Annotated in this window: 21 protein-coding genes; 16 read left to right on the top strand and 5 right to left on the bottom strand. The window is 43.4% G+C overall.

Going from position 1 to position 22119, the window contains the following annotated elements; translation table 11 throughout:
* Positions 1-61: 61 nt before the first annotated feature.
* Positions 62-1741 carry a glycosyl hydrolase family 28-related protein gene (locus tag AAEO56_RS02865; RefSeq protein ID WP_341695510.1) on the bottom strand — a complete coding sequence of 560 codons (1680 nt, stop codon included), beginning with the start codon at positions 1739-1741 and terminating at the stop codon, positions 62-64.
* Between the two features lie 266 nt (positions 1742-2007).
* Here AAEO56_RS02865 and AAEO56_RS02860 point away from each other — a divergent pair, with 266 nt between their 5' ends.
* Together AAEO56_RS02860 and AAEO56_RS02855 are read left to right on the top strand one after the other, a co-directional pair.
* Entirely contained in the window at positions 2008-3150 is a 1143-nt protein-coding gene (locus tag AAEO56_RS02860; protein WP_341695509.1) for a M23 family metallopeptidase, read from the top strand.
* A gap of 143 nt (positions 3151-3293) precedes the next feature.
* Positions 3294-4532, top strand: coding sequence for a WD40 repeat domain-containing protein (locus tag AAEO56_RS02855; RefSeq protein WP_341695508.1), 1239 nt, complete (start codon positions 3294-3296; stop codon positions 4530-4532).
* A 196-nt stretch (positions 4533-4728) separates the two neighbouring features.
* Here AAEO56_RS02855 and AAEO56_RS02850 read toward each other — a convergent pair whose 3' ends face one another.
* The 3 genes from AAEO56_RS02850 to AAEO56_RS02840 all read right to left on the bottom strand — a co-directional run bounded on the left by AAEO56_RS02850 (position 4729) and on the right by AAEO56_RS02840 (position 6173).
* On the bottom strand, positions 4729-5451 hold the full coding sequence (locus AAEO56_RS02850) for a hypothetical protein (RefSeq protein WP_341695507.1): 723 nt from the start codon (positions 5449-5451) through the stop codon (positions 4729-4731).
* Positions 5452-5623: 172 nt separating this feature from the next.
* A complete protein-coding gene (locus AAEO56_RS02845) occupies positions 5624-5920 on the bottom strand; it encodes a type II toxin-antitoxin system RelE/ParE family toxin (protein WP_341695506.1) in 297 nt (98 codons plus the stop codon).
* A complete protein-coding gene (locus tag AAEO56_RS02840; protein ID WP_341695505.1) occupies positions 5913-6173 on the bottom strand; it encodes a hypothetical protein in 261 nt (86 codons plus the stop codon). The genes AAEO56_RS02845 and AAEO56_RS02840 overlap by 8 nt, the downstream gene beginning before the upstream one ends.
* Before the next feature lie 147 nt (positions 6174-6320).
* Between AAEO56_RS02840 and AAEO56_RS02835 the strand changes: the two genes are divergently transcribed.
* The 6 genes from AAEO56_RS02835 to AAEO56_RS02810 all read left to right on the top strand — a co-directional run bounded on the left by AAEO56_RS02835 (position 6321) and on the right by AAEO56_RS02810 (position 10187).
* The gene (locus tag AAEO56_RS02835; protein ID WP_341695504.1) at positions 6321-6944 is read left to right on the top strand and encodes a tetratricopeptide repeat protein; all 624 of its coding nucleotides are present in this window, start codon (positions 6321-6323) and stop codon (positions 6942-6944) included.
* Between the two features lie 9 nt (positions 6945-6953).
* Positions 6954-8288: a 2TM domain-containing protein gene (locus tag AAEO56_RS02830; RefSeq protein WP_341695503.1), complete on the top strand. Its 1335-nt coding sequence runs from the start codon at positions 6954-6956 to the stop codon at positions 8286-8288.
* A gap of 123 nt (positions 8289-8411) precedes the next feature.
* Positions 8412-8756: a 2TM domain-containing protein gene (locus tag AAEO56_RS02825; RefSeq protein WP_341695502.1), complete on the top strand. Its 345-nt coding sequence runs from the start codon at positions 8412-8414 to the stop codon at positions 8754-8756.
* Complete coding sequence (locus tag AAEO56_RS02820) at positions 8716-9060, top strand: 2TM domain-containing protein (protein ID WP_341695501.1); 345 nt, start codon at positions 8716-8718, stop codon at positions 9058-9060. The genes AAEO56_RS02825 and AAEO56_RS02820 overlap by 41 nt, the downstream gene beginning before the upstream one ends.
* A 5-nt stretch (positions 9061-9065) precedes the next feature.
* Complete coding sequence (locus AAEO56_RS02815; RefSeq protein ID WP_341695500.1) at positions 9066-9386, top strand: 2TM domain-containing protein; 321 nt, start codon at positions 9066-9068, stop codon at positions 9384-9386.
* 45 nt (positions 9387-9431) lie between these two features.
* Positions 9432-10187: a LytR/AlgR family response regulator transcription factor gene (locus AAEO56_RS02810; RefSeq protein WP_341695499.1), complete on the top strand. Its 756-nt coding sequence runs from the start codon at positions 9432-9434 to the stop codon at positions 10185-10187.
* Between the two features lie 107 nt (positions 10188-10294).
* Here AAEO56_RS02810 and AAEO56_RS02805 read toward each other — a convergent pair whose 3' ends face one another.
* Complete coding sequence (locus AAEO56_RS02805; protein WP_341695498.1) at positions 10295-11611, bottom strand: serine hydrolase domain-containing protein; 1317 nt, start codon at positions 11609-11611, stop codon at positions 10295-10297.
* An 821-nt stretch (positions 11612-12432) separates the two neighbouring features.
* On the opposite strand from AAEO56_RS02805, the gene AAEO56_RS02800 reads away from it, so the two are divergent.
* The 8 genes from AAEO56_RS02800 (at position 12433) to dnaB (ending at position 21680) form a co-directional block, all read left to right on the top strand.
* A complete protein-coding gene (locus AAEO56_RS02800) occupies positions 12433-13995 on the top strand; it encodes a hypothetical protein (protein WP_341695497.1) in 1563 nt (520 codons plus the stop codon).
* Between the two features lie 228 nt (positions 13996-14223).
* Complete coding sequence (locus tag AAEO56_RS02795) at positions 14224-14676, top strand: hypothetical protein (protein WP_341695496.1); 453 nt, start codon at positions 14224-14226, stop codon at positions 14674-14676.
* Positions 14677-14816: 140 nt separating this feature from the next.
* A complete protein-coding gene (locus AAEO56_RS02790) occupies positions 14817-15371 on the top strand; it encodes a hypothetical protein (RefSeq protein WP_341695495.1) in 555 nt (184 codons plus the stop codon).
* A 275-nt stretch (positions 15372-15646) separates the two neighbouring features.
* The gene (tgt, locus tag AAEO56_RS02785) at positions 15647-16777 is read left to right on the top strand and encodes a tRNA guanosine(34) transglycosylase Tgt (RefSeq protein WP_341695494.1); all 1131 of its coding nucleotides are present in this window, start codon (positions 15647-15649) and stop codon (positions 16775-16777) included.
* A gap of 132 nt (positions 16778-16909) precedes the next feature.
* Positions 16910-17992 carry an LptF/LptG family permease gene (locus AAEO56_RS02780; protein ID WP_341695493.1) on the top strand — a complete coding sequence of 361 codons (1083 nt, stop codon included), beginning with the start codon at positions 16910-16912 and terminating at the stop codon, positions 17990-17992.
* A complete protein-coding gene (locus AAEO56_RS02775) occupies positions 17979-18947 on the top strand; it encodes a DMT family transporter (protein ID WP_341695492.1) in 969 nt (322 codons plus the stop codon). Before AAEO56_RS02780 ends, AAEO56_RS02775 begins: the two co-directional genes overlap by 14 nt.
* 74 nt (positions 18948-19021) lie before the next feature.
* On the top strand, positions 19022-19975 hold the full coding sequence (locus tag AAEO56_RS02770) for an acetyl-CoA carboxylase carboxyltransferase subunit alpha (RefSeq protein ID WP_341695491.1): 954 nt from the start codon (positions 19022-19024) through the stop codon (positions 19973-19975).
* 163 nt (positions 19976-20138) lie between these two features.
* Positions 20139-21680, top strand: coding sequence for a replicative DNA helicase (dnaB, locus tag AAEO56_RS02765; RefSeq protein WP_341695490.1), 1542 nt, complete (start codon positions 20139-20141; stop codon positions 21678-21680).
* Positions 21681-22119: the final 439 nt, after the last annotated feature.

Genomic DNA, 22119 nt, shown 5'->3' with positions numbered 1-22119 from the left:
ATAGCATAAATAAAACAGCCGAACTTTTCAATTCGGCTGTTGCATGAAATCTGTAATAGATTTATGGTGTAGTGTATTTAACTAATGACGTTAACTGATATAAATTCGAACCAATTTTAGTAAATCCGGCAACCTCTCCGTTCTGTAAAACTAATACTGGATTAACTCCCCCTCTACCAGTTAAATATATATTGCCACCAGTATTGAATTTAAGATCCCCTCCGTTAGCCCTTATGTATAGAGTTTCAGTTTCGACTAAACCTGAATTTATATTAGTAATTACAGGCACCGGTGTAGTAGTGTTTACATACAAGAATTTATTATATCCACAATTTACAGCCCCGCCCGAAATCGTAGTGACTACCTGAGATATACCTGATGTCTTATTTAATCTTGGATCGGCAAATGTGTTACCAAATACCTCAACACCCGGATTAATTGCACCTCCCAATCCTTGAGCAATGATAAATGAATCGTTTAATATCCTGCTGTCATTGGGATTTGTAACTGTAACATAGTTATTAGCTACTGTAGCCCTGGCGTTTGTAATATTGACACAAACTCCATTATTTATCAGGTTTCCTGATGAAGCTGGAGCACTTCCATATCCTGCTGCGTTAGCAAACCTGCTATTAAGAACATTTATACTACGGCATTCATTAGTAGTTCCATCTATCGAAACTGCAACTCCTAATCTTTCAAACCAGCAATTATCAAAAGTTATGTTTTCTACATAATCCATATATACACCGTAATCACCACTCTGAAATGTTGATGTTAAAAATGAAATCGTAGCAGGAAATGCCGCTGTAACTGATGGATCACGTGAAATACTCACAACATGTCCTTTATGATATGTAGGAGGATTAGTAGCAGTATCCTGAAAACCGTTAAATCCGGAATCAAGGAACAAAATCTGTCCATTTTGACCAGTAATTTTTAAAGCAGATGAAGTCATTGGAGCCAGCGGACTCATTTCTATATTAATTAGCTCAAAAACAAGACTTTGATTTGGCAAATCGCCTGTCGTTCCACCTTTTGAATATATGCTGTGCCCTTTAAATCCAGAAATTTTAATATTTTTAAATGACGAGTGCCAAATACCTCCATCATCACTCGGAGCAGGTGAACCTGGTTGCGCATTAAAATAAAAACAACCTTTATCTGAAGTATTACGCCCGAGGATGTTCAAGTTAGAAATTTCAATCTGTATTACATCCGCTGCCATATTGAATAAATATCCTGTTCCAAATGAATATCCCGGCTCTCCTGGCAAAGTTGCATTTATAATTGGTTGGTCAATGGAATTACCTATTAGCTGCACACCATACTTTAAGGTTACCTCATTTATAACATACGTTCCACCCGGAATAAAAATTGCACTTCCTCTTGTGGGAGCGTTACTTGTCGATACGTTAGCAGCAGCAAAGTCGATAGCAGCCTGTAAAGCTACTGTAGCATACATATCTTTGCAGCCACCGAAATGTGCCAAACTAATATAATCATCATATTGACGTACCCATCTGCCAGTATTATTACCCGCAACTTTTATAAGAGTACCATTGTTGTCTATCCCATAATATGAGCTAAGGTTTATAAATAAAGAATTTTCCGCACCTGTCCTCCACATAAACATACCACCTCCGGTATCCCAAGGTTGGGAGTGATACTTTACATAAACAAGATCTCCTGCCGAACCTACAATACTGCGAAGATCATTAATAACATTTACTTCAGTCATTTTTAAATATTTTTTAAAGTTATATATGAGTAATGGCTGATAATACAATTTGTTTCATTTTAGAAATTCAGCCTAACTTCCTGTCTCGAAATATTTAAATTAACTTCCCATACCCATAAATTCCTCCCGCAAATCTCATATACATGCGATTAACCGACTCGAAAAACCCGATAGCCCGGATTTGCAATCCGTGCCGTATTGATTAACTCAACCCCCAAAATCTTTTTTGGCACAATTCCTGCATACTATCCGGCGAGGAAATGACTATGAAAAAGAGAAATGTATATATCGTGTCGGTAGTGGCAATACTGCTGCTGCTCACATTTGCCTGCAACAGCTGTTCGGGCATTGCAACCGGCTTCAACAAAGTCGCCGATGCGATAACCAACCCTACCGCCCGCGAGGTCTATGCCCGTGAGTTTAAGGACAACCAGCCCGCTTTCGATGCGTGGGAGGCTGCATACACGGCATCATTGGCTGACAGCCTGGAAGTGACGCTTCCGTATGGCGAAAAGGGCGTGTTCCGTTCGGGGCAAAATACCGTTTACAGCTACACCGTACAGCTACAGGAAGGCGAAGTGCTGCATGCCGAAGCCGTGGCCGATTCGCTGCACCAGCGTATCTTTATGGATGTCTATGCGTGGGACGGCACTGGCTGGGAAAAAGCAGGTACCAACAACCCTTCACATCCACTGATCGCACACACCATACAAAATTCAGGAGCCTACAAGCTCGTTATCCAGCCCGAGATCGCGGCCAACACCGCTTTTTTTATCAGCATCAACAAGAAGCCGATGTACGGCTTTCCTGTGGCCGGTAAAGGGAATGCCGCCATCATGAGTTTTTGGGGCATGGAGCGCGACGGCGGGGTGCGTAAGCATGAGGGAATTGACATCTTCGCGAAAAAAGGCACACCCGTTGTAGCCGCCACCGATGGCACTATTGGATTCACAGGGGAGCGCGGCATCGGCGGGAAGCAGGTATGGCTCCGTGAAGGGACCTTTGGTAACTCACTGTACTATGCCCACCTCGACGGCATCGCGGTAGAGAGCGGCGACCTTGTAAAAGCAGGCGATACGCTGGGGTATGTGGGCAATACAGGTAATGCGCAGTTTACGCCGCCCCACCTGCATTTCGGCATCTATAAAAACGGAGCGGTAAACCCGCTGCCGTTCGTGTATGAAACGGATAACGTTTCACAGGCGCAGTTCCCGATAACTTTTAAAGAAGGGGTGCAGAAGGTGAAGGGTAAGGCCAATCTCAGGAAGGGCCCGGCCACTACTTTCGGGACGGTGGGCGCGCTTACGGCCAATGATACCGTAATAATCTTGGGGCAGACTAAAGACTGGCTCCATGTGCAAACGTCAGCGGGGCAAAAGGCCTTTTTGCATAAAAGCCTGGTGAAGTGATGGGAATATTTGATAGCAAGAATCTCAACCATGCCAGAACGAAAGATGGAATAAATCTATATTAACTTCCCATCACCCCGTAAATTCCTCCCCCAAAAAATATATATTTGTTTTTCCCGCATTAACCAACCGGGACACAAATTATGTCAACAGACCTGTATGGAATCCGCGTACTTAGAAAAGAGCCGGAACAAAAGAAAGTAACGATAAAAGTTATCGTGGTATATTATGATGTGGCCTACAAAAGCCATGAGCCTTTGCCGATGGACAAGAGCCTTTTCCTGCGTGTGCTTTGCGACAACGGGAGGGATGCATTCATTGGTAAGGAGATAACGCAGGATGAATGGCTCGACGAGGATTGGGTTGCTACCAATGCGTATAAATACATCGACCATGTAAAGCAGCTGAATACTAAGAACTACCCGATAACGGACTGGGACGGCTACCACGACTTTTACTATGGCGACGGCCCGTGGACGGATGAGGAAAAGCTTGTTCAGGCCGACTATGAGTTGTATGTAAGCGACTCCAGGCTATTCGAACACCTGGAGGAAGGGCAATCGTGGGGCACTACAAGTTACGAGACGCAATCCTATGTGCATCCGGGTGCGGCAGCGCCTTTTATGCCCGACCTGTCATCGGAAGTTGTGGTGCTGGAGCCGTTCGTGGGTGACCAGGAAGGCACGGATACACTTATATTCACCAAAGATTCGTCAAAGCTTATCGCTTCCAGTTCCGATAATGAGATCACGTGCTACGATACCGCCACATGGCAGGAGCTTTGGCGCGTGAAGTTCGACGGCATGTTCGGCGATATGAAGATCGATGAGGAGGAAGGCATTGTATGGCTCACCGACTACAACAAGGTTGCGGGCGTTGCTGAGATTGCCACCGGGGCAGTTTCGGACAAAATGCCAAAGACAACGAAAAGGCTTGTATCACGGACCGGCAAATATGCGGTCGATTTCATGGAGGATGAGTTCCTTGACTTTGGCGACGATCGCAAAATAGAGCAGCCGGACACCGTAGAGGCCGTAGCCTTTTCTGAAGACGATACGCTGGTAGCCATCGGAGGCAGCTACGATAGCATTTCCATTTACGACCTTGAAGGCGATATGCTTGTACAGACAATAAACGGGATGCAACGTACCAGCAGGTTAGCCTTCAGCCCGGATGCAAAGTACCTTGCGGTATTGAAATTCGAAACGCTTACGATCTTCGAAGTGGGTACAGGTAAACTTTTACTAAAAAGTATAAAGAAGGGCAACACGTCCTATGGTACCCCTGTCTGGTCGCCTGATGGTAAGTATTTTGCCATTAGCCATTTTAACCATTACGGTTACAATGGGTACACAGGAGTTTATATGATAGGAATGGAATAACTATTTAACCACATAGATACATAGCATTAATTGCTTTAAGACAGAAATGTCCTCAATTATAGTCAACATAGTTTGAAGCAATGCTTCAAGGCTACTGTATCGATTATAATTGGACTAATTTGTAAGCAAATGTTATAAACATAAGAAAGCCGTTTAAAAGTAATTTAAACGGCTTTTTTTATACTGGAGTAAGTAACTATAGTTTCTTACCGCTCTTGTCTATGATTTTCTGGATACGCTTGTCAAGGTCTTCCATTAGTTCCTTAAGTGCACTTTCGCACATTGGCAGTACTTTTTCCGGTTTCATAACCGGTATGCCGCCTACCATAACACCTGTTTTACTGCTGTTGGCATGCTCGTTGATAACAAATACTTTATCACCTTTTTTGTTGTAAAGCGCTATGTGGGTAAAGGCACGCATTTTAGTAGAGGCAGTACCGCCTACGCCAAATCCTTTTACCAGTGCAAAGCTGATGTACACGAACATTACGCCGTCTACATCAGGAAATGCCTTTAGCATTCCGTTCACGTTAGCGCCGCTCCACGTAGGGTCTATCGCCTCATAGCCGGGATACAGCTGAAAATTTGACATATCCTGCTTCATACCCAAAAATGTAGGCTGAAAAGCATGGTAATCGGCATTGCCGGTTACAAGGGTTTCATCCGTCAGTTCAAAAGGGAACTTTTTAGCGTAATCGTTAAAGAACTTATCATGGTACTGTTGCAGCAATGGCGCCAGGTTGAAGTCAGGATCGTTCTTCAGGTCGGCAATAGCGGCTATTCCGCTTAATCCAACATCACTAAGGTCTACCATCTTGTCGGCATAAAAAGTAACAACCGCTACCTTCTTCTTTGCCTGTGCAAATGTTGCCGTAACCGCAAAAAGAAGCACGGCTGCAAGCATTGTAATTTTTTTCATACTGTAACTTTAAATTAGTTTTATGTTATAACTGCAACAAATAAACATAAATCGCTGTTATAAAGCAAATTATAATAGCTATTTGTTTTTTAACTTATGAAAATTTAATATGCTTATTATATTCCCTAATCCTGATTACACAGGGTGATGAATTAACATTACTTTAGTCGGGTTAAAATTTAAGTTTGGATGGTTTTTGCCTTACATCGTAAATACGGATAACTAATATTGCAATTTCAGTTTCCTTGAAGTATAACGTGTTATGTTTTGTGACGATACATTTTCTAATGTCGAGGTCTTTCCTGAAGTACATGAATTGTTTTGGGTCAAATGCGATCCTTTTTAAGTTTGATTGGAATATATCAATAAAATTATTGACAGTACGTGCATCCCAGTTTTCAGACAAATATTCCAGAATATTTCCAAAATCTTTTTTTGCAGAAGGGGATAGCCTTATCCGTTTATTCATATTTTTTCCGGAATTCCCTTATTATATCTTCGCTATCTTCTCCGTTACCTGCATCAAGTTCATCAATAGCATCCAGTAGACCCTGCTGCTGTTCCGGTGAAAGCCGCTCCCATTCTGCAAGGGCTTCGGGCTCTTCAACCATTGCTATGTCTTCGTTAAATGAATATTCTACGGTAATGCCCATTTTGCGGGCCACATCGGCTATCAGCCTTATATCTTCTTTCGATTTGCTTTTAAGAACCAGCCTTTCCATAACTAAAAATATTAGATAAAAACAAAGTTAGTCAAATCCTGCAACTCATCCCCAAAATTCTACAGTTCGGTCAAACACTTTTTCAGGGGTGGTTATAACTTTGGATATTTGCTTCATCAAAATACAACAACCTAAAACAATAAGATCATGGTACGATTTATTACAATGTTAGTCGTTTTCGTTTGCAGCACAGTTAGCGCACAATCAAAGTATGAAACAGGGATGCAGAAGGCATTTGCCCTTTGGGGTGAAAACAAAAGTACGGAGGCATCGGCGCTTTTTGAAAGGATTGCCGGTGCAGAAAAGGACAACTGGCTGCCGTCTTACTATGTAGCGTTGGTAAACACTACCGATGCCTTCCAGACACAGGACAAAGAAAAAATAGCGGCGCTGCTTGCTAAGGCACAAACGGCACAGGACAACGCTACAGCTATTTCGCCCGACAATCCGGAACTGCTCGTGATGCAGGCGATGATAGATACCGCCTGGATCGTTGCCGATCCGATGACCAACGGTATGAAGCTTTCCGGTAAAGTGAATGAGCTTTATGCCAAAGCGCTTATCATTGCCCCGAACAACCCAAGGGTGGTATTTGGTAAAGCAGAGTTTGAGATGGGTGGTGCGCGTTATTTCGGAAAGGATACCAAGCCGATGTGTGCCCAGATAGAAAAAGCTGTCGGCCTTTTTGCTACCTTTAAGCCGGAGACGCCTTTCCATCCTAACTGGGGTTTAGAGAGAGCACAACAGGCATTGGCAGAATGTAAAAAATAATAGAGAACGATGAACATCTATAGTCAGTTATTCAGGGCAACAGTACTCGGCATCATCATTTATGTTGTGCTTCTGTTTGTGGTATGGGACGGCTATTTTGAATGGAATTCCCGTTACCTTGTACAATTCCTCTTTGTAATTGGCTACACGCTTACGCTTTATGCCGGTAATGTCTTTGTTTTCGTCAGCATGGACAGGGTATTCGGTAAAGGGAGAATGGTGGTAAAGCGGCTCCTGGTCGGTTTTACTTTATCTTTTATAGTTTCGATACTATTAATCTTCCTGCTTCGTATAATTGAGGAAGTGGTAATTAAGGGGTATACATTCAGGCAATTCCTGGATGAAGAAACATTGTCTAACTATTACCTTGCCATCAATATAACACTTGGTGTAAGCTTTTTGGTCCATGCTTTCCACTTTTATAAGCGCTACCAGGAGAACAAGGTCAAAGAGCAAAAGATAATTGCAGGCACAGCTTCTGCCAAATTTGAAACGCTTAAGAACCAGATAGACCCGCACTTTCTCTTTAACAGCCTGAATGTGCTTAGCTCGCTGATTGAGGAAAACCCGGATAACGCCCAGAAATTCACAACATCGCTGTCTAAAGTGTATCGCTATGTGCTTGAGCAAAAAGATAAAGAGTTGGTGAGTGTGCAGGAAGAGCTGGATTTTGCAAAGACGTATATGAACCTGCTCAAGATGCGGTTTGAGAACAGCGTTTTTTATGAATTGCCGCAGTCGGTTTCTGATCCTGATGCGAGGGTAGTGCCGCTATCGCTACAGCTGCTGCTCGAAAACACCGTGAAGCACAATATCGTCAGCCAGCAAAAGCCGCTTTATATACGGATATATGAGCAGGACGGCTATCTTGTAGTGCAGAATGACTACCAAAAGAAAGAGGTATTGCAGGACAGGCGTGGCGTTGGTCTCCAGAACATTGTCAGCCGCTACGACATCATCACCATCAGAAGGGTAGTAATAGAACAAACAGAAAAACATTTTACGGTTAAATTACCGGTACTTACGAAACAGGTTACGATCATGGAAACAAGTTATAACGAATCGGAAAGCAGCTACCTGAAAGCGCAGAAAAAAGTAGAGGACATCAAAGGATTCTACGGAAACCTCCTGTCCTATGTTGTGGTTATCACAGGACTGGCAATACTGAACCTTGCCACATCTCCGGAGCATTTATGGTTCTTTTATCCCGCGATAGGTTGGGGTATAGGGGTGATAGTACATTTTTGCAGTGTGTTTAATTACGTTCCTTTCCTGGGTCGCGACTGGGAAGAACGCAAGCTAAATGAGCTCATGGAAAAAGAGCGCAACAGCAGATGGAAGTAGTTTAGTGTGTAGTCGCAGTAAACAAAGGAAATCCGCATTGATCCGAAAAATCTGCATAATCAGTGTTCCCTTTGTTAGCATATAGAGTTCAATCATCATCAAATCATCAAAAAATAAAACACCATGGAAACCGGATTTGAAAACAGGGAATTGGAGCGTACCCGCAAAAGGGTAAAGGAGATAAGGGGATTCTATATTAACCTTTCGCTGTATTGCATTATCATCCCCATACTGATTGCCATCAATCTTATCTTTACCCCCGATTTTTACTGGTTCTTCTTTTCGATGGCGGGTTGGGGGACGGGGTTGCTGTTCCACGCCATGGCAGCTTTTAATTTCGTTCCGTTCCTCAACCGGGACTGGGAAGAACGCAAGCTACAGCAGTTTATGGAGGAGGACCGCAAAACAAGGGAAAAATTCATGAAAAATGATAACGAAACACATTACAGCCATGGAAGACCTGTATGAGAAAGCCAGCCGCGACAGGGCTAAAAATAAGATTGAGAGGATAAAAGGACTATTTACGCACCTGCTTATCTTTATAACGGTGAATCTGCTGACACTGATTGCCAAATTAATAGGCTTTGGCCTGCACCCCTCAGCATGGAACAACTGCCTCAAAGGAACACTAATAGTAGGTTCGATAAGCCTTCTCACGAATGTAGCTTATGTGTACGGACCTGTAATTTTGAAAAAGAAAGGCTGGGAGGAGCGTAAGATGCAGGAACTCGTTAGCAAAGAACTAAACAAGAATAGCACCAACCGAAAATAAGGATCATGGAAAATTCATTTGAAGAACAGAAAAGACTTGAAAAAGCCCGTAAGAAAGTGGAGGATATCAAGGGATTCTATAAGCACCTTGCAGCCTATGTGCTGGTAAACATATTCCTGCTGGTAATGCAGGCCATCAACCTGGAACCGGGCGAGACATTCTGGACCTGGGGGACTTTCATCACGGCACTGTCATGGGGCGTGGGATTGCTCGCACATTGGCTGAGCGTTTTCAGCCGGAATGTATTCTTCAGCAAAAATTGGGAAGAGCGCAAGATACAGGAGTATATGGAACAGCAGAAAAGCCGCTCTAATAAGTGGGAATAATAGTTCTTATCAATCCAACAACCGACAACTAACAACCGACAACCAATGAACGTAATAATCATTGAAGACGAAAAGCCTGCGGCACGCCTGCTACAACGCAAGCTGCAAAAACTGGATATAGAAGCCGGTACCATGCTGCATTCGGTAGAGGAAGCCATCAACTGGTTCCAAAACAACCCCCAGCCCGACCTTATCCTTCTGGACATACAGCTAAGTGATGGATTGTCTTTCGAGATCTTCGAGACCATCCCAATCAGCAGCGCGGTAATATTCACTACGGCCTATGATGAGTATGCCCTGCGTGCCTTCAAGCTCAACAGCATCGACTACCTGCTGAAACCTATTGATGAGGACGACCTCGAGTCAGCTATAAATAAATTCAGGCAACGCCAGCCAAAGCCGCAGCAGCTGTCGGTCGACTTCGACCAGATAAAGCGCATGCTCGCCAACCCTTTGGAGAAAAGCTATAAAAAGCGCTTTACCATAAAAATGGGGCAGCACCTCAAGATGATCAATATAGAGGACACCGAATGCTTTTACAGCGAGAACAAAGGCACCTACATCCATACTACCGATAACCGGGACTACCTTTTGGAATGCACCCTCGAGCAACTGGAAACCGAACTCGACCCCAGGCAGTTCTTCCGCGTAAGCCGTAAATTCATCGTTTCGGTCAATGCCATAAAGGATATTATCGTGTACACCAATTCCCGCCTTAAAGTCATCCTGCCCACCTACAAAGACGATGAGGTCATTGTGAGCCGTGAGCGCGTGAATGATTTCCGGGAGTGGATCAGTTAGTTTTTAAGTCCGATGTCGGATGTCCGAGGTTCTGTCACATCGAGCGCAGTCGAGATGCGTTAGGGTTTAATTCACCCAAACTGAAAACTGTGACTGCGACTGAGAACTTATTTCTTCGTAAACCTATAAACCGCCCCGCCCTGTTTCAGCACCATTTGCTTTCCATCGGGATTGAACTCCATTTCCAGGCCTGCCATTTCAAATTTAAACGTGCCTTTAGCGGTCGCATCGAGTGGGAATGCCGATTGCCCTTTGGCCTGTGCCATAAGCGTGGTGCCTTCCTTAGTAATGGTAATTGGCAGTGGGATGTCGGCCGATTCGTAATAGCCCGCATACTGGTCAAGCTCTGCCGGCGTATGATTATATCCTGCAAAATCAGGAATGTCGAAAGGTTGGTTGTATACCCAGCTTAGTATGGTAATGCCAATATCGTTCGGGTTGATATTCGACCCATTCGATGTCATGGCTACCGTTATTTTATCGTCAGGGAAAAGCGACAGCATCGATTTAAACCCATCAATCCCGCCGGAATGGCCAAATGAGGATTTGTCGCCAAAAGGGAAGCGGAACATCCCCAGGCCGTAACCCTGCGAAATGGTTTTCATCTGCTCCAGGCTGGCCGCCGAAACGATCTTGCCTGCAAACAATCCTTCTATGAACTTAGCGAGGTCAGCTGGGTTCGAAACCACTGCGCCTGCACCGCCCGGGATAGACATATCGGTTTCAGGGCCTTTTTCCCATTTGCCGCTGTAGCTATAAGAGTACACCTCGTTGTTGGCTGTATTTATCTTCCCGCCGTAGTAGGTATTTTTAAGACCAAGCGGCTTAGCGATCTTCTCCGCCAGCAGGTCCTTATACGGTTTCTTATACACCTTCTCAAGGATGAAGCCCAGTAGCACATAATTCGAGTTGCTGTAGTCGGCCGATGTGCCCGGCTCAAAAGCGCTCTTGCCTTTGGCGATGATCGCAACCATTTCGGCCTGTGTCTTAGCCTGCGTCATCCAGGAGGTATAGTCGGCGTCGTTGGTAAAATTATTAATCCCGCTGCTGTGCCCCAGCAGGTTCTTTATCGTGATCTTCGAAGCGTTCGGCACTGTCGGGAAGAACTTATCGAGTTTATCATCCAGCGACAGCTTTTTCTCCTCTATGGCTTTAAACACCATCGAAGCCGTGAACATTTTTGATATCGACCCGATCCTGAATTTCGAGTCGGCAGTACTCTTTTTCCCGGCTTCCGCATCGGCAAAGCCTATTGACCTGGAGTAAATCACCTTCCCGTCTTTAGAGACTACCACGCTCCCCATGTATTTGTTGTTGGCCTCGAGCGCGTCAAAATACTGGTCGAGCTTTGTTTTGTCAGGGGTTTGCGCAACCGTAGGGAGCGCCATGCACGCCGTAAGCAGCAGTAGGATAAAGTTCTTCATGATCGTTGGTTTTTGATTGATGGTTTCAAATATAGGAAATATATTGATTTGAAGAGGAGAATGGCCGGTCAGGACATCTTTTAAATTTAGTATAATTATAGTATACATTTTTAAACTAAACTGCCATTGCTAAAGCTACTGGTTTTGGCTAACATGCTGTATTTCAAAGATATTATGTTTGTGCCATTTGTACTATTCGGACATCGCTATCGTCCGGTATTCAAAAAACGACAACAAAAGTGTACTTTTATGCCAACCCCGCTACTCCCAAAGCATGGCTTCAGGTATAATTAGTCCAAAAAATAGTAGGAGAGGGAAGGGAAGCGCTTAAACCCTGACTTGCCGGTACGCTATTGTGCTTTATAATAATGTAGCCTTACTGTTTTTGTAGCGGGGGCTAGGGGGCTTGGAGCAGTCATCTAAGCGCTTTTTCAGGAAAGGCCGGTCCTGTGCTCTCCCGCTTTTTGGCGGGATGTCCACTATATCCCCGCCGAAAAAGGCGGGGGATGCCGCTTCCATCAGGGCTAGGGGGAAAGGTGGTTGTATCTCGGCAATGGTCTGATCGGCAGGAGTGGAGTTCCCCCTTGGGGAGTTAGGGAGCTTTATCTGCCTCCGCAAGCTACAGCAGGATACCGGCTCTGTCAGGGCTAAGGGGAGAGTGGGTGTGTTGCTGGGGTTGCAGTTCACGTTATTTTTTGTGCAATTGGCGATAAATGTTATAGACAAAATATAGATTGTCTACTACTTGAATTAATAAAAGCGTTTTTGTTAAATATTAGTTAATAACTTAGTTGCGCTTAATAAACCCAAAATCTCTTATTATGAAAATAAAACTTTCGTTTGTTATGCTACTAATGTATGTAGTAGGGATTAGCCAAATATCGGTTAATGTAAATCATCCTGTTACCAGAAACTTTTCTTATGTTGAAACAAACGGTCTTGTCAAATTTAAAACCATATTCAATGTTTCTGACGGATCAAATGGCTCAATTGACGTAAATAGTGTAAGATACAAGGGAGTTGTGAAATGGCTAAACAGGGCAGATGACGAACTTATTTCTGGCAGGCTTGAACAACAGTCCAATTTATCGGACTTTATCATAACTTTGAAAGACCGAAATAATATTGAATTTGAAAATAAGTCAAAGGAAACTAATTTATGGGATAATATTACAGTGACTGTTTCATATGAGTTGAATGGACTCATTCATACTTTACCAAGTTATATTATCTATTCAAATGATGCGCAACAGGTCAGAAATTCAAAGATAACTATTGAACCACGTGGAGTTGTACTACCTAGTAATAAGGGAATAGTTTTAGCAGAAGTTACTGGAGTAGCCTCAGTTGAATTAACAGCTATTGATATTACATATTCGGGAGGTACAATACATCACAACCTGCAAAAAACGGATATCACCGGCTCAAGTCTTAAATACGAAATTTCAATTCCTCTTCCGAATTCAGCTTCTCAATCATATGATTTAAAGTTGTATGGGAAAATTATGGGAAATACGATTGAATCTCCAATAAAAACAGTAAGTTTCCAAAAACAGGTGTCTATAACTGGGATAAATGGCAATTTCGATGTAGCAAACGGCTTCATCTTTAACTTAGAAGATAAAGACAGTAAAAGCTATACAATTACTACATCAGGTGATGCTGGCAAACTCGAGGTTGAGGAATTGGGAAGGAGCGTTTATCAGGCTAAAATCGATGAGAAATCTCCGGGTGTCTATGTTCTTTTAATTACCTCTAACAAAACAATATTTGATGATGATCAAAGTATTTATTTTAAGGTTAATGGAAAACGGTTGGAAGGTGATTTTAAAATAATCAGGCCATATCCTTCAATCGCAATAAGCGCGGAACAAACCAGTGAAAATTCATTAAAATTAAGTCTTACCTTATCAAGTTGGATTTCTCAAGATATAAAATTAGAAATTCCCAACACCACGAGAAATTTCATACTAAAAAATTCTGGTTCAAAAGTGGATGGGGATAGCAAAATATTCACTGAAGAAATAGGTAGTAAGGATTTTAAATTTGATGATATCAAGGACAGTCTAATGATAAGTACAGTTAAGGTTATTGTTGATAATAAAACCCTATTAACCACCCAATATAAGTTTGTCAACTTATCCTACTATAAAAAGAAAATTGAAAAAATTCAGTCAACGGGTAAGAATAAGTCTGAAAAAAAGGAAGAAATTGAGCAAGTTGTTAAATCACTTTTCAAAACAACAGGCAACGAAGATAAGCCCTTAATAACATCTATATCAAAAAAACTATCATCTAAGGAAGATTCCGATAAAAAAGAGGGTTGGCAAAATCTAGTTTCTTATGCAATAAAATTCGCACCTGCGTTGATAGCATTATTGTAATGACAAATCCCAACACCATACCTGATGTTAATTGAATGACCGTCTATTCATTAGCATAAAGTTAGTAACAATGCAGAGGGAGCTTAGCAGTACTCATGATACTACTGCAGACCTATATAAAAACCAAAATTAATTTTTTTTTGTCAAATGTTGAAGTATAATATATCCTAAGATAACATAACCGTTTATGGAAATTCTTTTTATAGCTATAACCAATAAAATATTAATATGTCATTAAATTTAGAAATGTTTACCGAGAAACAAGTTTATGTTATGTATTCTCTTTACAAAAGCATGGAGGTAGATTTAGAATCAAAGCAAAATCGAAATGGTGAAGAAAATGCGAGATTGGAAATGGTAAAAACTAATCTTAGCTTAATTGAGATCTATGCAATCCAGAAAAGACAAGAAGAGGTAAGATGGTCACTTACGAGTCTGTTTCAATCAGCGGGGATGAATCCAACTCTTATCTTGGAGTTTTATCCAGGATCAGAGAGCTATAACACCTATGGCAAAAATTTGGTAGTAAATGTCGAGTACAGTGAGAAAGACTTAAAGCACATTTTTGAGAGCATTCGTGATAAATCTCCAAGAGTAACAGGTCAGTTAAAATTTAAGATAGTCCCAGAATTTATAGATGGAGAGATAAATACTGGAGACATTTTCGGAATCCAGGGATAATTCTTGTGGTGAAAATAACTAAAGGTAATTGTAGTACGTTGAGATAAGTTTCTATGTTTATCGCCTTTAGGCACAATCAAAACAGTTACATTTTAAATTGTAACTTCAAAACATGAGTGTTTTTAATTAAATCAGAGTAAATGAATTTAAAAGATTACGCAGATACAATAGAATCAATACTTACTTCTTTAGCGATACTTATCGGTGGAAGTTGGACATTTTGGAAGTTTATTCTTCAAAGAGAAAAATATCCTAAAATACAATTTGATATTGATATTAATTTTATTTCCTTTCAAGACGAAAAATTATTGTTTGAAATCATCCTCATCATTGAAAATGTTGGTTTGGTTAGACATGAAATAAGCTCAGAAAATTTTACTCTCAGAATACGTTACTTAAGAAAAAGTGATAAAATTGAGCAAGGTACTCCAGAGTATAATTACCAAACAAATTTCCATCATCTTCACGAAGTTATCCCCAAAAGCGAGATTCAAAGAAAAATTATTCCTGAAAGTTGGAAAAATACATTTATTGATCCCGGTGTCAGTCAAAAATATAGTTATATTACTTCATTACCTGATGATACAATTTGCTTATTAGTAAAATCAAAATTCAATTATTCACATAGAAATTTGGATTTTCACGGAGCACAAAAGCTATTCAAAGCACCCAGTAGTCTAGATTTGCATACGTAATTATAAGCATTAACCATCCAAATAAACCCCAATCTTCCTCCTGTCCCCGATAGCGCGGACTTGCAATCCGTGCCGGTAAGAGTAAGCATAACCTCCCCGCCCTTTAGCCTCCTCCAGCTTCTAAAAACACAGGCGCGCCACGTGAGGGAGAGCTATACCCATACCCTCTACACGTCTATCATCTCTCATCTAAAAGTCCCCCTTCTCCCATCTAAAAATCTATCATCCAAAAATCTCCCGCGCTTTTCCTATCTTTGCCCCCGTAAAATACGACTATGAAATTTGATCTTCTTACCAAAGACCCGCAGTCCAAGGCCAGGGCAGGCAGCATCACGACCGACCACGGCGTTATAGAAACCCCGATATTCATGCCTGTGGGCACCGTTGCTTCGGTTAAGGGCGTGCACCAGCGCGAGCTAAAGGACGACATCAACCCCGATATCATTTTAGGGAATACCTACCACTTATACCTCCGCCCGCAAACCGAAATACTCGAAAAGGCAGGCGGCCTCCACAAGTTTATGAACTGGGACCGCAACATCCTGACCGACAGCGGCGGCTACCAGGTGTACTCGCTTTCGGCCAACCGCAAGATCAAGGAGGAGGGCGTAAAGTTCAAGTCGCACATCGACGGGTCGTACCATTTCTTTTCGCCCGAGAGCGTGATGGAGATTCAGCGCACCATTGGCGCCGACATCATCATGGCCTTCGACGAGTGTACCCCGTACCCGTGCGATTACCGCTATGCTAAGCGCTCCATGCACATGACGCACCGCTGGCTCGACCGCTGCATTACGCACCTCGAAAAGCTGCCTTTTAAGTACGGCTACAGCCAGGCGTTCTTCCCGATCGTGCAGGGGAGCACCTATACCGACCTTCGCCAGCAATCGGCCGAATATATCGCCAATGCAGGCGCTGTGGGTAACGCCATCGGAGGCCTTTCGGTAGGCGAACCGGCCGAAGAAATGTACGCCATGACCGATGTGGTGTGCAGCATACTCCCCGAAGACAAGCCGCGCTACCTCATGGGCGTGGGCACCCCGATAAACATACTCGAGAACATCGCGCTGGGCGTGGATATGTTCGACTGCGTGATGCCAACGCGCAACGCCCGTAACGGGATGCTGTTCACGGCGCACGGCACCATCAACATCAAGAACAAGAAGTGGGAAGACGACTTTTCGCCAATAGACGAAATGGGCATGACCTTTGTCGACACCGAATATACCAAGGCCTACCTGCGCCACCTTTTTGCCGCCAACGAATACCTTGGCAAGCAGATAGCGACCATACACAACCTCGGTTTCTATATGTGGCTGGTGCGCGAGGCCAGGAAGCACATCATTGCCGGCGACTTCCGTGAGTGGAAGGATATGATGGTGAAGCAGATGAGTCAGAGGCTGTAGATCGCATTATGTAACAAGATAACGAAAATGTCATATTGAGCGCAGTCGAAATGCGGCATTTTCGTTATCTTGCTTCTCGACTGCGCTCGAAGTGACAACCGTATTATAATATAATTAAACAAGCATAATAGCATGAAAATAATAGACTGGTACATCCTGAAGCGTTACCTGGCAACATTTTTTGTGATGCTCATCATGTTCATCCCCATCGGGATCGTGATCGACGTTTCCGAAAAGATCAACAGGATACTTGAGTACAAAGTGCCCTTCGTGGACGTAGCCATTTATTATGGCAATTTTACCATCTATTTTGCCAACATGCTTTTCCCGATATTCCTGTTCCTTTCGGTAATATGGTTTACCTCAAAGCTGGCCAACAATACCGAGATCATTGCCGTACTGAGCTCCGGAATCTCCTACATGCGCTTCCTCAGGCCGTATATTATAGGTGCGACATTCATTTCGATACTCGCGCTGCTTATGGGTTTTTTCTTCGTGCCGTCGGCGAGCAAGGGCTTCAACGACTTCCGGTACACCTACCTCAAGCGCGGCACCGATGCCGAAACAAGGAAAAACGTAGATGTTTACAAGCAGATAAGCGACAACGAGTATATTTACGTAAGCAGCTTTAATTATAAGACGAAAATGGGTGTCAATTTTAGCCTTGAGGAGTTTAAGGACAACCAGATGGTTTCCAAGATAAACGCCTCCATGATCAAATGGAATGAAAAGGACAGTACCTATACGCTTACCAATTACAACAAGCGGATTGTAGGCAAGATGGAAGACAGGCTGGAATCGGCAAATGAGAAGAAGTTCAAATTCAACTTCAAGCCGGACGACCTCACCCCGACGGTGTACGCTGCCGAAACCATGACCCTCGGCGAGCTGAACAAATTCATAGAAAAGGAAAAAGAGCGCGGATCGGGCAATATAAACGCCTACCTGGTAGTGAAGTACAAAAAATACAGTATTCCTATATCGGCCTTTATACTTACTGTGATAGCCGTAGCTGTCTCATCTATGAAGAGGCGCGGCGGTATGGGGGTTAACCTTGCCCTTGGTATAGCGCTGGCGTTTACCTTTATCTTTTTCGATAAGGTATTTGGCACGCTGGCCGAAAAATCGAGTATGTCGCCATTCATCGCAGTATGGATACCCAACTTCACTTTCGGGATATTAGCCATTTATCTTTTGCGCAATGCCAGGCGATAACTTAAAAAGCTACCTGCACCTCCACTTTATCGTATTTGTGTGGGGGTTCACCGCGGTACTTGGGGCGCTCATTTCGCTCGATGCCCTGCCGTTGGTCTGGTTCAGGATGTGTATAGCCGTTAGCCTTATATTCCTGTTTGCAATAGTCACTAAAACCCCGATTAAAGTTCCCATGCGGACATTCCTTGGCTTTATGGTAGCCGGCCTTGTCATCGCGATGCACTGGTTTACGTTTTTCCATGCTATAAAGGTTTCCAATATTTCCATTACACTTGCCTGCCTCTCAACAGGTGCGCTGTTTGCCACATTGTTAGAATCTGTATTTTACAGGAGGCGGCTCATCGGGTATGAAATACTTATGGGTTTCATAGTCGTTTTAGGCTTGTGCATCATCATATACGGAGAACATCTCGCCATAGTGCTTGCAAAAGTCATGGAAAACCCGGAAGACTTTTGGAGTATCCTTGCCGGTGGTACCTATACCAATCCCGGCCATTACTGGGGGATATTGCTGGCATTGTCATCAGCCTTCCTCTCAGCAACATTTTCGATCATTAATGGCAAATATGCAAAGGAGTACAACCCGGTGGTCATATCACTATATGAGCTGATGGGCGGCGTTTTCTTCTTTTCGCTTTACCTCCTTTTTACGGGCAGCTTTACAGCAGATTTCTTTATGCTTTCGGGCCTCGACTGGATGTGGCTTTTCATACTCGGTTCGTTTTGCACCGCTTATGCCTTTATCGCATCAGTACAGGTTATGAAGTTTATTTCGCCTTATACTGTCATGCTTACCATCAATATGGAGCCGGTTTATGGGATAATTCTCGCACTCATCGTTTTTAAGGAAAAGGAAAAAATGGGATGGCCGTTCTATCTTGGGGCACTAATTATTTTGAGTACTGTGATTATCAACGGGATACTTAAAAATAAGCCCAAAATTGAAAGTAATTAGCTGCCTGTAGTTTGTTTACCAATTGAAAATTTTATCTTTGTAGCCCGAACCAAAAATGAAAATCTGCCTATACTATGGAATATTTAGATTTTGAACTCCCTATCAAGGAGCTTGAGGACCAGCTGGATAAGTGCACGATAATAGGCCAGGAGAGCGACGTTGACGTGTCTAATACCTGCAAACAGATCGAGAAGAAACTGGAAGAAACCAAAAAGAAGATATACAAAAACCTTACTGCGTGGCAAAGGGTACAGTTGTCAAGGCATCCAAGCCGTCCCTACACAATGGACCATGTAAGGGCGCTTACAGGCGAAACGTTCCTTGAGATGTTTGGCGACCGTGGCTTTAAAGACGACAAAGCCATGATAGGCGGGCTCGGCAAGATAGGCGGGCAGTCGTTCATGATCGTTGGGCAGCAAAAGGGATACAATACAAAAACAAGGCAGTACCGCAACTTCGGTATGGCCAACCCTGAAGGTTACCGCAAGGCATTAAGGCTGATGAAAATGGCCGAGAAATTCGGGATACCTGTCGTAACGCTTGTGGATACTCCGGGAGCTTATCCCGGCCTTGAAGCCGAAGAGCGCGGACAGGGAGAAGCCATTGCAAGGAATATTTTTGAGATGATACGCCTTAAAACCCCTATCATTACCGTTATAGTAGGAGAGGGAGCTTCAGGAGGTGCATTAGGCATCGGAGTGGGCGACAAAGTATACATGATGGAGAACACATGGTACTCCGTTATCTCGCCGGAATCCTGTTCATCCATCCTTTGGAGGAGTTGGGAGTACAAAGAGCAGGCTGCCGAAGCATTGAAGCTGACTTCCTTCGACATGAAAAAGAACGGCCTGATTGACGACATAATCCCGGAACCCCTTGGAGGCGCGCATTATGACCGCGAAACCGCCTTCAGGAGTGTAGAAGAATACATATTGAAAGGTTACAACGAACTCAAAGACTTATCAACAGCTGAATTAGTGGCGCAAAGGATGGATAAGTACAGTAAAATGGGCGAGTACAAGGAATAATATAGCCATAACGGCATAATTAGTCCGAAGCCTTGCAGCTTCGGATTTTTTTTGGGTTATGAACAAATTTGAGGTGATTTATCAACAGGTTGTAAACAGGTTATAAATGGCGCACTTAACAATTACTTAACTATTTGGTGCCAATTTTATTTACATTCGCAGTATGGAAAATATCAGGAATATAAACCCCGTGAGAGTTGATAAGACGACCATTATCAACCTGGAGAAAGGCAAGCTGCCGCCACAGGCGCTCGACCTTGAGGAGGCCGTTCTCGGCGCCATGATGATTGACAAAAAGGGGGTTGACGAAGTGATTGATATCCTTCAGCCGGATGCTTTTTACAAAGATGCCCACAAACACATTTATGAGGCTATTGTGGCGCTTTTCAACGATACGCAGCCCATTGACTTGTTAACAGTCTCTGCGCAGCTTAAAAAGACCGCAAAGCTCGAACTGGCAGGGGGCGATTTCTACCTGATACAGCTTACGCAAAAGATATCGTCTTCGGCACACATTGAGTTTCACTCGCGCATTATTTTGCAGAAATTCATTCAGCGCAGCCTTATCAAAATATCCAGCGAGATCATCGAGGAGTCTTATGATGAGACCACCGATGTGTTCGACCTGCTGGATAAAGCCGAATCACGCCTGTATGAGGTAACGCAGGGCAATATCAAGCGTAGTTCCGAAACTGCCCAAAGCCTCGTTATACAGGCTAAAAAACGTATTGAGGAGATCGCGAATAAAGAAGGCCTCAGTGGTATTGCCACCGGTTTCCATGATCTGGACAAGCTTACCTCAGGTTGGCAGCCCAGCGACCTTATCATTATTGCGGCGAGGCCGGGTATGGGTAAGACTGCGTTCGTTTTATCAATGGCGCGCAACATCGCTATCGACTTCAACCACCCCGTGGCATTGTTTTCCCTGGAGATGTCATCCGTACAGCTGATTACCCGTCTGATTTCTAGCGAGACCGGGCTTCCGTCAGAAAAGCTGCGTACCGGTAAGCTCGAAAAACACGAGTGGGAGCAGCTGAGTATTAAAGTAAAAGACCTTGAGAAAGCCCCGCTTTATATTGATGATACGCCATCGCTTTCGATATTCGACCTCAGGGCCAAAGCCAGAAGGCTGTCTTCTCAGTACGGCATCAAAATGATAATCATCGATTACCTCCAGCTAATGACTGCAGGAGGGAATGGAAAAGGCGGCGGAAACCGTGAGCAGGAGATATCTACCATTTCACGTAACCTGAAAGCCTTAGCAAAAGAACTTGCGGTGCCTGTTATCGCCCTGTCGCAGCTCTCGCGTGCCGTAGAGACCCGTGGTTCGAGCAAGCGCCCGTTACTATCGGATTTGAGGGAATCGGGAGCGATCGAGCAGGATGCGGATATCGTGTCGTTCATCTATCGTCCTGAATACTACAAGATCGATGAGTGGGATGATGAGGAGCAATCGCCGACACAGGGCCAGGCCGAGTTTATCGTAGCCAAGCACCGTAACGGCGGACTGGATAATATCCGGCTGAAGTTTATAGGAAGCCTCGGTAAGTTCGATAACCTCGACGATTTCGGTTCACCGTTTGGCGACCTGCCATCCAGCATGAACGACAGCACAGCCTTTATAACCAAAAACCTGCCTTCGGCCAATGAGGCGTTCGGCAGCAACATGAACAGCAATGATGGCGACGACGATGTGCCATTCTAAAAATACATAAAATTAAAACGTACACTATGGGAAAAACTACCAACGAGATGGAACTTACAGAAACAATACGGGAAATGGTCGTGCATGGCGCAGAACATATTTCTTTTGACGAATAAAATAAGTAAACATACTAAGGAAGCGCATTGAGAGATGCGCTTTTTTCATTGTAAAATTTTCGCTTTCAGGCGAATAGACTAATTTCCGGGATTAAATCTGTTATGGCTTTTCCTGATCGCGGGAATTCCAGTACTCATCATTATTTGGATTCAATTGGTTGGAGTGATTGTCAAGATCTGCTTGATTTGGATCATCTTTCATAGTAAATAATTATGGTTAATATATTGTTAAATATATTAATTATTTTTAATAATTGTGATAATCACTTTTATTTATGTATTAATATCTTTTTGTAGTTGTCCTAAACAAATCGCCCCACTTC

Origin of the sequence: Flavobacterium arundinis, from assembly GCF_038289855.1 — a bacterium.
GTDB lineage: Bacteria > Bacteroidota > Bacteroidia > Flavobacteriales > Flavobacteriaceae > Flavobacterium > Flavobacterium arundinis.
Note: the sequence above shows the minus strand (reverse complement) of the source record. Positions and strands in the feature narration are given on the sequence as shown.

Excerpts from the sequence above, each read along its gene's own strand:
- AAEO56_RS02865 (WP_341695510.1), bottom strand. The coding sequence starts at position 1,741 with ATGACTGAAGTAAATGTTATTAATGATCTTCGCAGTATTGTAGGTTCG.
- AAEO56_RS02860 (WP_341695509.1), top strand. The coding sequence starts at position 2,008 with ATGAAAAAGAGAAATGTATATATCGTGTCGGTAGTGGCAATACTGCTG.
- AAEO56_RS02855 (WP_341695508.1), top strand. The coding sequence starts at position 3,294 with ATGTCAACAGACCTGTATGGAATCCGCGTACTTAGAAAAGAGCCGGAA.
- AAEO56_RS02850 (WP_341695507.1), bottom strand. The coding sequence starts at position 5,451 with ATGAAAAAAATTACAATGCTTGCAGCCGTGCTTCTTTTTGCGGTTACG.
- AAEO56_RS02845 (WP_341695506.1), bottom strand. The coding sequence starts at position 5,920 with ATGAATAAACGGATAAGGCTATCCCCTTCTGCAAAAAAAGATTTTGGA.
- AAEO56_RS02840 (WP_341695505.1), bottom strand. The coding sequence starts at position 6,173 with ATGGAAAGGCTGGTTCTTAAAAGCAAATCGAAAGAAGATATAAGGCTG.
- AAEO56_RS02835 (WP_341695504.1), top strand. The coding sequence starts at position 6,321 with ATGGTACGATTTATTACAATGTTAGTCGTTTTCGTTTGCAGCACAGTT.
- AAEO56_RS02830 (WP_341695503.1), top strand. The coding sequence starts at position 6,954 with ATGAACATCTATAGTCAGTTATTCAGGGCAACAGTACTCGGCATCATC.
- AAEO56_RS02825 (WP_341695502.1), top strand. The coding sequence starts at position 8,412 with ATGGAAACCGGATTTGAAAACAGGGAATTGGAGCGTACCCGCAAAAGG.
- AAEO56_RS02820 (WP_341695501.1), top strand. The coding sequence starts at position 8,716 with ATGATAACGAAACACATTACAGCCATGGAAGACCTGTATGAGAAAGCC.
- AAEO56_RS02815 (WP_341695500.1), top strand. The coding sequence starts at position 9,066 with ATGGAAAATTCATTTGAAGAACAGAAAAGACTTGAAAAAGCCCGTAAG.
- AAEO56_RS02810 (WP_341695499.1), top strand. The coding sequence starts at position 9,432 with ATGAACGTAATAATCATTGAAGACGAAAAGCCTGCGGCACGCCTGCTA.
- AAEO56_RS02805 (WP_341695498.1), bottom strand. The coding sequence starts at position 11,611 with ATGAAGAACTTTATCCTACTGCTGCTTACGGCGTGCATGGCGCTCCCT.
- AAEO56_RS02800 (WP_341695497.1), top strand. The coding sequence starts at position 12,433 with ATGAAAATAAAACTTTCGTTTGTTATGCTACTAATGTATGTAGTAGGG.
- AAEO56_RS02795 (WP_341695496.1), top strand. The coding sequence starts at position 14,224 with ATGTCATTAAATTTAGAAATGTTTACCGAGAAACAAGTTTATGTTATG.
- AAEO56_RS02790 (WP_341695495.1), top strand. The coding sequence starts at position 14,817 with ATGAATTTAAAAGATTACGCAGATACAATAGAATCAATACTTACTTCT.
- tgt (WP_341695494.1), top strand. The coding sequence starts at position 15,647 with ATGAAATTTGATCTTCTTACCAAAGACCCGCAGTCCAAGGCCAGGGCA.
- AAEO56_RS02780 (WP_341695493.1), top strand. The coding sequence starts at position 16,910 with ATGAAAATAATAGACTGGTACATCCTGAAGCGTTACCTGGCAACATTT.
- AAEO56_RS02775 (WP_341695492.1), top strand. The coding sequence starts at position 17,979 with ATGCCAGGCGATAACTTAAAAAGCTACCTGCACCTCCACTTTATCGTA.
- AAEO56_RS02770 (WP_341695491.1), top strand. The coding sequence starts at position 19,022 with ATGGAATATTTAGATTTTGAACTCCCTATCAAGGAGCTTGAGGACCAG.
- dnaB (WP_341695490.1), top strand. The coding sequence starts at position 20,139 with ATGGAAAATATCAGGAATATAAACCCCGTGAGAGTTGATAAGACGACC.